Source organism: bacterium, assembly GCA_028821235.1.
In the GTDB taxonomy this organism is placed as follows: Bacteria; Actinomycetota; Acidimicrobiia; order Spongiisociales; family Spongiisociaceae; genus Spongiisocius.
The window spans coordinates 1-10572 of sequence record JAPPGV010000077.1; the positions used below are offsets into that span (position 1 = coordinate 1).

Here is a 10572-nt window from a genome sequence, read left to right on the forward strand (position 1 = left end):
GCCACCACCCATCCTGGCTTGGAGCGTGGTCGGCCATGCCCGGCCGGATGCCGGGAAACGGCTGTTCGCTCCATGAAGCCTTGTTTGTTCCCTCGGACCGGCCGAACCGATCGGGTTGCCTCAGCGGCCGGTGTAGGTGCTTGGCGACAGGCAACGTATGGTGGGGGTGTGACAGATATCACCCTTGCCGGGCAGACCGAGAAAAAACCGGGCCACGGTTGGGAGGAAGGTCGAGCAGTGGGGTCACGTCGCCGCGGCGCGGAGGCGCAGAAGGTCCCACGTACGGGGTCCGCTCAGCCGCCTCCGATGGGCGGCAGGAAGTGGACCTCGGCGCCCTCGGGGACGGGCTCGTAGAGGGCGTCGGTCATGATCTCGCCGTCGATCGCCACCGCCATGCCCGACCCCAGGTGCTCTCCCAGGCCGGGAAACCGCCGGTCCAGGGCGTTGATCAGCGAGCGCACCGTGGTGGCCTCGACCTCGACCTCTCCGACCCCTCCGGTGTAGCGCCGCAGCGCCGATCCGAAGATCACCCGGGCCATGTCAGCCGCCGTTGGCGCCGATTGCCTCCAGCACCTTCACCGGCGACATGGGCAGCTCGCTCATCCGCAGGCCGGTGGCGTCGTGTATGGCATTCGCCACCGCCGCCATGGGGGGCACGATGCCCACCTCGCCCACGCCCCGTACCCCGTAGGGATGGCCCGGATTGGGCACCTCGACGATCACCGTGTCGATCATCGGCAGGTCGGAGGCGACCGGCATCCGGTAGTCCAGGAATCCCGGGTTCTCCATGGTCCCGCCGGTGTCGAAGATGTACTCCTCGTTGAGCGCCCAGCCGATTCCCTGGGCCACGCCGCCCTGCATCTGTCCTTCGACATAGCTCGGATGGATGGCCCGCCCCGCATCCTGGGCGGTCATGTACCGGAGGATCTTCACGGCGCCGGTCTCGGGATCGACCTCCACGTCGCACACCTGGGTCGAGAAGGCGACCCCTGCTCCCCGCGCGTTCACGGCGGCGCTGGCCGTGACCGGGCCGCCCGTCCCGGCGGCGCCGGCGGCCAGGTCCCTGGTGGTCATGGGCGCCCGGTCCCCGGAGACGTGCTGGGCCCGTCCGTCCACCCACTCGACCTCCTCGACATCGACGTCCCAGACCTTGGCGGCCCGGGCCCGCAGGTCGGTGACCACCTTGCGGCAGGCGTCTATGACCGCCAAGCCGGTGGCGTGGGTGACCCGGCTTCCTCCGGTGACGTCGGTGTAGCCGACCGATTCGGTGTCGCTGACGATGGGGGTGATGTCGTAGACGTCGATGCCCAGTTCCTCCGCGGCCATCAGCGCCATCGAGGCCCGGCTCCCGCCGATGTCGGGGCTGCCGGTGAGCACCGAGGCGGTCCCGTCCTCGTTGATGTGGACCGTGGCGCTCGAGCTGCCCCCGAAGTTGAACCAGAAGCCGCTCGCCACCCCCCGGCCCTGGTTGGGCCCGAGCTCGGTCGAGTACTGCGGATGGTCCCGGACCGCCTCCACCGTCTCCTTGAAGCCGATCCGCTTGTAGACCGGGCCGTATACGGACCGCACACCTTCCTCGGCGGCGTTGCGGAGCCGGAGCTCGAGCGGATCGATGCCCAGCTGCTCCGCGACCTCGTCCAGCAACGTCTCGGAGGCGAACGACGCCATCGGCGCTCCGGGCGCCCGGTAGGCGGCCACCTTCGGCATGTTCACCACCACGTCCAGGCCCTCCAAGAGCACGTTCTCGATCGCGTAGGGGGCGAAGGCGCACATGCATCCCAGGCTCACCGGCGAGCCCTTGAAGGCGCCCGCCTGGTAGGCCATGGAGCCCTCCACCGCGGTCAGCGTGCCGTCCCTGGTGGCGCCCACCTTGAGACGTATCTTGGACCCCGAGGTGGGACCGGTGGCGCGGAACACCTCGTCGCGGGTCATGACGATCTTGACCGGGCGGCCGGCCTTCTGCGACAGCCGGGCCGCCACCGGCTCCACGTACACGGTCGTCTTGCCACCGAAGCCCCCGCCGATCTCGGCGGGTATGACCTTCACCCGGGACGGCTCCCATCCGAGCAGTTCCGCCGTGTGGGACCGCACCATGAAGTGGCCCTGGGAGGAGCAGAAGACGGTGGCCTTGCCGTCCTCACCCACGTCCGCCACCACCGCATGGGGCTCGATGTAGCCCTGGTGGACCGGCTGGGTCACGAATTCCCGCTCCACTATCACGTCGGCCTCGGCGAAGCCCTTCTCGATGTCCCCGCGGTCGATCACGTAGCGTGAGGCTACGTTGGAAGGCTCGTCCGGGACCGGATCCACCCCCTCGGTGATCAGGTCATCGTGGAGGATTGGCGCGTCGGGCGCCATGGCCTCGGACACGTCCAGCACGTGGGGTAGGACGTCGTAGTCGACCTCGATGGCCGCCAGCGCCGTCAGTGCCTCCCGGCGGGAGGTGGCGGCCACGGCGGCCAGCGCATGGCCCTCGTAGAGGACCTTGTCACGCGCCATCACGTTGCGGCACAGGTCCCGGGGGTCGTAGTACTCCTCCCCGCTCCCTTCCCCGCCGGACTCCAGCATCGGGAAGTCGGCGCCCGTGACTACCGCCTTGACGCCTTCCATCGCCTCGGCCGCCGAGGTGTCGACGGAGAGGATGCGGGCGTGGGCATGGGGAGACCGGAGCACGGCTCCGATCAGCATCCCGGGCAGGTTCAGGTCGGCGCCGTACCTGGCCCGGCCGGTCACCTTGTCGAGCCCGTCGTGGCGGACCGGACGGGTCCCGACCCACTTGTATCCGGGCTGGGGATCGGTGGTGGGGGTAGCGGTAACTGTCACGCCTTCTCCTTTGCCCTATGAAGCCGGGGCGGCTTCTCCCATACGGTCGGCCGCGTCCAGGATCGACCGCACGATCTTGTCATAACCCGTACACCGGCAGAGGTTGCCGGCGACGGCGTAGCGCACTTCTTCCTCGGTGGGATCCGGGTTGCGGTCCAGTAGCGCCTTGCCGGCCACCAGGAAGCCGGGGGTGCAGATCCCGCATTGCAGGGCCGCTCCCTCCAGGAAGGTCTCCTGGAGCGGGTGGAGGCCGTCCGGGCCGGCCATGCCCTCGACCGTCTCGATCGTCGCCCCCTCCGCCTCCGGGGCGAAGACCAGGCAGGAACAGTTGAGCCGTCCGTTGAGGATGACCGAGCATGCCCCGCAGTCACCGGTGGCGCAGCCCTCCTTGACTCCCATCAGCCCGACCACGTCCCGCAGGGTGTCCAGGAGGGTCTGATCCTCCTCGCAAAGGAACTCGGCGGGGTCGCCGTTGATGGTGCAGGTGACGTGCGTTCTGCTCATACGGGGTTCCTCACTGGTGCGGGCGCTTCATCAGCCGGTCCGGGCGGCGCGGTCGGCGGCCAGCTTGAGGGCCCTCACCGCCAGCACTCCGGCCACCTGCCGGCGGTACGCCTTGGTGCCGCGCTTGTCGTCGATCGGGTTGCAGACCGCCGAGGCCTCCGCCGCCACCCGCTTCAAGGCGTCGTCGGTGAGCGCGTGGCCCACCAGGATGTCCTCCGCGGCCGGAACCATGACCACCGTGGGCGCTACGGCTCCTAGGGCGACCGACACCTCCTGGCACCGTCCCGCCTCATCCAGCGTGAGCCGGGCCCCGGCGCCGACCACCGCGATGTCCATCTCGGTGCGGGGGATGAACCGCAGGTACGCATCCGCGGTCCGGGGCGGGGGACGATCGAACACCAACTCGACCAGGAACTCTCCCGCCGCCAACGAAGTGCGGCCGGGGCCGGTGGCCACCGATGCCGCCGGGATGGTCCTCATCCCCTCGGGTCCGGCGATCACCGCCCGACCGTCGTTCACCACCATGGCAGGTACCGAGTCGGCGGCCGGGGAGGCGTTGCACAGGTTGCCGCCCAGGCTGGCGCGGCTCTGGATCTGATCGGATCCGATCAGGTTCGCCGCTTCCACCAGGCCCGGCAGCTCGGCGACCAGGTCTTTCTCCTCGCCCAGCCGTGCCGAGGGGGTGGCGGCGCCGATCACCCACGTATTCCCTTCCCGGCGGAGGTCGGTCAGCCGATTGATCCGCTTCAGATCGACTGCTACCCCGGGCTCCGGCCGGCCCATCCGCAGCTGGGGAATGAAGTCGGTAGCGCCGGCGTACACCTGGGCAGCAACCGCGCCGCCTAGGACCGAAACGGCCTCTTCGATGGATGTGGGGGCGACATATCTCATGGCACAACCGAACTCGTAGCTCCTCTTCCGGCGGGCTGGCAAAGCACTCTCGAGCCCCCGGAGGACGGCCCGCAGGGTAGCAGGCATGCGTGACTCCAAGCATGGCGCGAGCCAACCGGCGCACTCCCGCCGCCACGGCCGTTTCGCATCCACACCACTAGCGTTGCGGCTGGCAATCGCGGCACACCAATCGGGTACGAGCCCCCGCCGCCGGACCGAAAGGACACCTGCATGTGGAAGGTCTCACCCACCCGGCTCGAGGACACATGCACCGCGATAGTGCGGGCGACCGGAGCGCCCGGCGCCGACGCCCGGCTGGTGGCGGAGCACCTGGTCGAGAACGACGTCATCGGCCACCATTCCCACGGGGTCATCCGGTTGTGGGACTACATCGAGTGGACTCATAGCGGCGATCTGATCCCGGGCGCCCGTCCCCGGATCCTCGGCGAGACACCCACCACCGCCCGGGTCGACGGTGGCTGGAACTTCGGCCAGGTGGTGGCCACCTTCGCCACCGGCCTGGCCATCGAGAAGGCCCGGACGGCCGGGGTCGGCGTTGTGACCATCCGGAGGGTGAAGCACATCGGCCGCCTGGGCCGCTACGCCGAGCAGGTGGCCGGGGAGGGGCTGGTGTCGATGATCTTCACCAACGGCGGCGGCCACGGGATCAACCAGGCGCCGTTCCGGGGCACGGAGCGGAAGCTGTGCTCCAACCCGATAGCCATGTCGGTGCCGTCCCGACTGGCCGGACCCTTCCTGCTGGACATGGCCACCTCGGTGGCGGCGGAGGGCAAGGTGCGGGTGTACAGGGCGCGGGGAACGCCCACGCCCACCGGCTGGATCCTCGACTCCGACGGCAATCCGACCACCGACCCGGAGGACTTCGCGAGGGGTGGGGCGTTGCTCCCGCTCGGAAGAGACGAAGGACACAAGGGCTACGCGCTCGCGTTCATGGTGGAACTGCTGGCGGGGGTGATGTCGGGCGGGGGTATCTCGGGCGATCCGGGCCGTTCCTTCAGCAACGATTCGATGATCATCGTGATCGATCCCGAGCTGTTCGTGCCCATGGCCGAACTCGAGGAGCGCTCCCTCACGCTCACCGAGCACCTCAAGGACACCCGGCTGGCCGATGAGTCGCAACCGGTCCTGTACCCGGGCGAGATGGAGGCGGAGGCGCGGCTGGCCAATCGTGAACGCGACATCGAACTGCCCGACCCGGTGCGGCAACAGCTCCTGACGATGCTCCGGCGGTTCTCCCTGCCCGAGGCGAAGTTCGCCTCCTCCGGCTAGTTGGCCGCTGACCACTCCAGAAGCCTGAACAAATCATCAAGGCCGGGATGGGACCTGGTGAAGAGCGGGGGAGGGGTGGGCCCACCTGGATTTGAACCAGGGACCTCATCCTTATCAGGGATGCGCTCTAACCAACCTGAGCTATGGGCCCGTGAAGCCGCCATGCTACACGATGCCGGTTTGCACCATCGTGGGCGGCGCCGCGGCCCGGGCGATCTCCCGACCCGGGATCCGTGAGTGTTCGTAGGATGGGTTCATGCCTGTTGACCCAGAGGTTGTGGTGGGCGCGGCCGACCGGCTGCGCGGCTACCAGCGGGAGATGCTCGGCTCGCTGGTAGCGCGGCGGAGCGTGCGCGGCGAGCCTTCGGACATCCATGAGCTCTGCGCCGAGGAACTCGACCGGCTCGGGATGGAGGTGGAGCTGGTCAGGCCCCGGGTAGGCGACCTGAAGAGACATCCCGAGTGGTGCCCGCCCGTGCCGGAAGTCGCGGATCCGGAGGCTCTGGTGAGCGTGGTGGCATCCGGTGGCGAGGGGCCGGGCATCCTCCTGTTCGCCCACATCGACACCGAGCCGGCCGATCCGCGGGACGGATGGGGGACCGATCCGTACCGGGCCACCGAGATCGGCGGGCGGATCCACGGTGTGGGCGCCGCCGACGACAAGGCCGGGGTGGTCTCGGTGCTGGCGGCGGCCCGGGCGCTGATCCCGTACCTGGAGGGGGTGCGGCTGGTGGTGGGCCTGGTCCACGGGAAGTTGGGAGGTGGTCTGGGGACCCTCCCCGCCATGGAGAGGGTCGGTGACGTAGAGGCGGCCGTCTACTGCCATCCGGCCGAGACCGGCCGGGGGATGGCCCAGTTCAAGGTCGCCACCCGCGGGTTCTTCAACGTCCGTCTCGAGACCGCGGGCCGGCGTCCGCCGCCGGTGGAGATCCGTACTCCGAACTCGGAGGACCCCCGCGAGGGGATCAATGCCCTGGATCGCCTGCGGGGAGTGCTCGACGCGGTGGACAGGTGGGCGGACCGGGAGGACGTGTTGTGTTCCGTGAACCGCCTCTCGGCGGGCGTGGGCCCGACCGTGCTACCGGAACAGGCCGTGGCGGAGGGCGCCGTCTGGTTCCGCCGCGGCACCTTCACCGAGGTCTACGAGCGCCTGGCCGCCGTGGCAAAGGAGGCCGGCGCCGGCTCGACCGCCCTGTTCGGCGTCCGGTCCAACCCCGCCGAGGTCCCCACCGACCATCCGCTGGCCGGCCTCACCGCCCGGGCCGTCCGCGCCGAGACCCGAGCTTCTCCCCGCGTCTACCCGGCCCACGTGGCCTCGGACATCCGCTTCCCGATCCGCTGCCTGGGAGCGCCGGCGGTCGGCTTCGGCGCCCTGGCCGGGAACTTCTACGGTCCTGACGAGTGGGTGGACGCGGAGGACATGCACCGGGCCACGAGGGTGCTCGTCCGGATCGTCTCGGCCCGGGCCGGACATGTCGCTGATGGAAGACCCTGGCCCCGGATCGGCATCTGACCTGCGTCCGAGCCGGCCTACCACCAGGCCGGCGGACGTGGTGGAACGCATCGAGGGGATGGCGTCGGCGCAATGTCCACAACTCGTGGCGCGACTCAGACGGTTTCGCTCCGGCGGTCCGTGGATCCGTACCGGGACACGATGTCCGGAATGGCCACCATCACCAGCGGGATGGCGACGTGCTTTATCACGTGGGACATGTCGTATCCGAAGAACGGCCGCCTGCTGAGAGGTCGGTTCGTCGCGCCCATCACCAGGAGGTCCAGGCCCCCGGTGTTGGCGGCCTCGACGAGGGCCCCGGCCGGGCGGGTGACCGGTCTGACCTCGGCGTTCACTCTCGCCCCCAGGCGCTCGCCGAACGACACCGACTCCTCCACCAACTCCAGGCCCGCCCCGTGGTCCTGGCTGCTGCTCGACGGATCGAGGTAGAAGGTCGCGTCGCGCGTCTCCGCGATCAGATGCAGCGCGAGAACCGACCCGTCGTTGTGGGCGGCCAGGGAGTATGCCACCTCCTCGGCGGCGCGAGAGGCCCGGTTGGACTCGACCGACAGCAGCACCGTCCGCACGGTGAGCGAATCGGGGTCCGGTAGCCCGCCCTGGGGGCCGGGACCCGAGTAGCGGAAGATGAGGGCGGGCAGTTCCAGCCTGGCGAGCACCCGGTCGATCACCGTGGAGAAGACCTGGCCGGCGTCGGTGGTCTCGGTAGCTCCCAGCACCACCATGTCGTAACCGAGCGCGGCCTCCCTGAGGATCGCCTCGGCCGGGTCGCGCCGCCGGCGGATCAACCGGCACCGGTCGGACCCGAGCGTCCTGATCACCTCTCCAGGGCCGGCGTCCTCCTCGACCGCGTCCCCCAGCAGGCGCTTCCGCCAGCCGGTGGGCCGGTCGGCGACCGTCAGCACCGTTACTTCGGCGTCCGGGAACAGGACCTTGAGTTGGTGGGCGGCGTACACGCTGTTGGCGCCTCCACGGGTGGGAAGGAGAACCCGCCTCGATCCCAGGATCTGTGCCTGCGATCGGATGGCCTCCGACTCCAGCCGGGCCTGCTCCTCCTCCCCGGCTTCCATTCCGCGCACCGCCAGCCTCAGCATGATCGGAGCGACCAGCGAGGTGACGATGGCCGCCACCACGATCACTGTGTACCCGGTGTCGCTCAGGACGCCGAGGCTCAGGCCCACCAGCGCCACCACGATCCCCATCGCGCCGAGCGCCGACAGGCCCGATCCGAGGGCCAGGCCCTCTCCGGAGCTGAGACCCGACCGGCGCGCGCCCACGTAGGCGCCGGATATCTTGGCGGCCACCGCTATAACGATGAGCACCACGGTCCAGATGATGGCGCTGGGGCTGGCCAGCAGGCCGATGTCGACCCGCAGCCCGCTGAACGCGAAGAAGACGGGAGCGAAGAACGAGTCGGTGACCGTCTCCAGGACGTGCCTCACCGCGCTGACCTGGTAGCGCAGCGTGGCCAGGATGATCCCCACGATGAACGCTCCCAGGATCGCCTCGAGGCCCAGCGCCTGGGTGACGGCGCCGCCCCCGATGGCCGCCACCAGGCTGACCGTGAGGGCGGCCGGCAGGTTCCGCCCGCGCCGTAGCGCCAGGCGCATCGCCTGGTCGAGCGCCCACCTGCCGACGGTGGCCGCCAGCGCCAGGAACAGGACCAGACCCCCGAGAGAGGCCAGCAGGTCGGAGGCCTGGAAGCCTTCCCGGGCTATTCCGGCCAGCCCGGCGAGGATGAGCCACCCCACGGAGTCCATGGTCATGCTCACCGCCAGGGTCACCTGGCCGAAGTTGCGCCGCAGCATCCCCAGGTCGGCCAGGATCTTGGCGACCACGGGCAGGGCCGCCACCGACAGGGCCAGCGCCATGAAGGCGGCGTACAGGCCCCTGCCGGAATCCCCTATGAACGAGGACGGCGTCAGGAGGGCCACTACCCCCACCACGGCCAGCGGCACGAGCAGGCCTCCCGCCGAGACGTTGACGGCGGCCCGGCGGAACCGCATGATGATCCCCAGGTCGGTCTCGTACCCGATGACCACCAGCAGCATGATCACCGCCAGCCAGGCCACCCCGTACACCACCGATCCGGCGGTGGAGTCGGAGAAGAGCCAATCGAAGACGCCCGGGTAGAGCTTGCCGAGGACGCTCGGGCCGATCAGCACTCCCGCCAGGATCTGGCCCACGACGGGAGGCTGCCTCAGCTTGTTGGCGATCCCTCCCAGCAGGCGGGCGGCCCCCACCAGCAGGGCCAGCTGCATCAGGAAGACGAGCACCTGATGTTCGTCCAGGGTGCCCCCCGACCCGGCGGCGGCCAGCACGGCGACCATCACTCAGGCAACGGCGGCCTGCATGCGTCGCCGCAAGCAGGGTCGACCGTGCTAAGCATGGACGGCCCCGGTGGGGTCAGTCGCGGTCGGGCAGGACCCTGGCCCACCATTCCTTGGCCGCGGATATTCCTCCCACGCCGAAGGCGATCACCAGGATGGCGCCCACGGTCCCGACCACGGCTATGAAGAGGGTGTTGACTATCTCCTCGCCGATGTTCAGCGTGTTGAGGGCGACGAATATCCCGAGGGCGATCACCGCCCACCGCGCCGTGGCGGGGAGCCACCGGATGTGACGTTCCTGCGACCACGGCGTGGACAACTCGGCTAGGAAGGCACCCAGCGCGGCCGCCACGATGACGATGACGATCGCCGCCACCACCAGGGGCAGGTATCCGATCAGTCCTGTCAGGATGTCGCTGAGGTACTCGACATCGAGAGCCTCGGCCGTGAGGAGGAACACCACCAGCAGGGCGATCCAGTAGATGGCTCGCGCTGCCAGGTCGGTAGCGGTGTAGCCGGCGGCATTCAACCGGTCGGAGAGACCGGCCCGTTCGAGTAGGGCGTCGAGGCCCACCGCCTTGAAGAGGCGCTGGAACACCCTGTGGACCAGCCGGGCCACCAGCCAGCCGACGACCAGGATTATCAGAGCTCCGATCAGCCGCGGCAGGAACGAGAGAATGGTCTCTCCTGCGTTCTCTAGACCATTTGAAAGACCATCGATCAGGTCTGACATCGATTACCTCCGTGGGTTGGTTCGGTTGTTGCGTAGCGATTCGGCGGCGTGCGGGGCTGTCGTTTTCCGGCCGTGCGATCCGCGGGTGGGTCCGGTGATATGTCCCCCACCCGGGCGCGGAACGCCCTGTACCTCCACGGGTGTGTCGAGAATGGGGACCCCCAACAGCGCCTCCACGGTCACGGGAAACGGCCTTCGTGTGACTGCCCGGATTCTACTCCCGGGTGACCTTCATCCCTGGTAATGGCTCCCATCCCGACACAACGAGAACGCGAAAAACACTCATACTTGTAGGGTTCTCTCGGTTTGGGGCTGGGTCTGACCCACGCGAAAACTGGCCTTTGGTGCCTTTGTCGCGATCTGTCGACCTGGCCCTAGCCGGGAGTCCTGAACCGGGGAGCGGGGTGACCTTATAGGAGCTTCGACTTCGCCGCCTTGATGCTTCTATGTTCCGCAAATCGGGTGTTTGGGGTCGGGGGAGGGTCGGTTAG

General features: G+C 69.1%; 8 protein-coding genes and 1 tRNA gene. 2 read left to right on the top strand and 7 right to left on the bottom strand.

What is annotated here, in order from left to right:
* Positions 1-293 precede the first annotated feature (293 nt).
* The 4 genes from OXK16_08445 to OXK16_08460 are packed head-to-tail and all read right to left on the bottom strand — an operon-like array spanning position 294 to position 4218.
* Complete coding sequence (locus tag OXK16_08445) at positions 294-539, bottom strand: MoaD/ThiS family protein (protein MDE0375975.1); 246 nt, start codon at positions 537-539, stop codon at positions 294-296.
* Between the two features lies 1 nt (position 540).
* Positions 541-2823, bottom strand: coding sequence for a xanthine dehydrogenase family protein molybdopterin-binding subunit (locus OXK16_08450; protein ID MDE0375976.1), 2283 nt, complete (start codon positions 2821-2823; stop codon positions 541-543).
* 15 nt (positions 2824-2838) lie between these two features.
* On the bottom strand, positions 2839-3327 hold the full coding sequence (locus OXK16_08455) for a (2Fe-2S)-binding protein (protein ID MDE0375977.1): 489 nt from the start codon (positions 3325-3327) through the stop codon (positions 2839-2841).
* Between the two features lie 30 nt (positions 3328-3357).
* A complete protein-coding gene (locus tag OXK16_08460; GenBank protein MDE0375978.1) occupies positions 3358-4218 on the bottom strand; it encodes a xanthine dehydrogenase family protein subunit M in 861 nt (286 codons plus the stop codon).
* A gap of 231 nt (positions 4219-4449) precedes the next feature.
* On the opposite strand from OXK16_08460, the gene OXK16_08465 reads away from it, so the two are divergent.
* Positions 4450-5508, top strand: coding sequence for an Ldh family oxidoreductase (locus OXK16_08465; GenBank protein MDE0375979.1), 1059 nt, complete (start codon positions 4450-4452; stop codon positions 5506-5508).
* Positions 5509-5584: 76 nt separating this feature from the next.
* Here the strand turns inward: OXK16_08465 and OXK16_08470 are convergent.
* Positions 5585-5659, bottom strand: a tRNA-Ile gene (locus tag OXK16_08470).
* A gap of 105 nt (positions 5660-5764) precedes the next feature.
* Here OXK16_08470 and OXK16_08475 point away from each other — a divergent pair.
* Positions 5765-7021: a M20/M25/M40 family metallo-hydrolase gene (locus OXK16_08475; GenBank protein MDE0375980.1), complete on the top strand. Its 1257-nt coding sequence runs from the start codon at positions 5765-5767 to the stop codon at positions 7019-7021.
* Positions 7022-7116: 95 nt separating this feature from the next.
* Here OXK16_08475 and OXK16_08480 read toward each other — a convergent pair whose 3' ends face one another.
* Positions 7117-9348, bottom strand: coding sequence for a cation:proton antiporter (locus OXK16_08480; protein ID MDE0375981.1), 2232 nt, complete (start codon positions 9346-9348; stop codon positions 7117-7119).
* A gap of 76 nt (positions 9349-9424) precedes the next feature.
* The gene (locus OXK16_08485) at positions 9425-10081 is read right to left on the bottom strand and encodes a hypothetical protein (GenBank protein ID MDE0375982.1); all 657 of its coding nucleotides are present in this window, start codon (positions 10079-10081) and stop codon (positions 9425-9427) included.
* Positions 10082-10572 lie beyond the last annotated feature (491 nt).

Excerpts from the sequence above, each read along its gene's own strand:
- OXK16_08445 (MDE0375975.1), bottom strand. The coding sequence starts at position 539 with ATGGCCCGGGTGATCTTCGGATCGGCGCTGCGGCGCTACACCGGAGGG.
- OXK16_08460 (MDE0375978.1), bottom strand. The coding sequence starts at position 4,218 with ATGAGATATGTCGCCCCCACATCCATCGAAGAGGCCGTTTCGGTCCTA.
- OXK16_08480 (MDE0375981.1), bottom strand. The coding sequence starts at position 9,348 with ATGGTCGCCGTGCTGGCCGCCGCCGGGTCGGGGGGCACCCTGGACGAA.
- OXK16_08455 (MDE0375977.1), bottom strand. The coding sequence starts at position 3,327 with ATGAGCAGAACGCACGTCACCTGCACCATCAACGGCGACCCCGCCGAG.
- OXK16_08485 (MDE0375982.1), bottom strand. The coding sequence starts at position 10,081 with ATGTCAGACCTGATCGATGGTCTTTCAAATGGTCTAGAGAACGCAGGA.
- OXK16_08475 (MDE0375980.1), top strand. The coding sequence starts at position 5,765 with ATGCCTGTTGACCCAGAGGTTGTGGTGGGCGCGGCCGACCGGCTGCGC.
- OXK16_08465 (MDE0375979.1), top strand. The coding sequence starts at position 4,450 with ATGTGGAAGGTCTCACCCACCCGGCTCGAGGACACATGCACCGCGATA.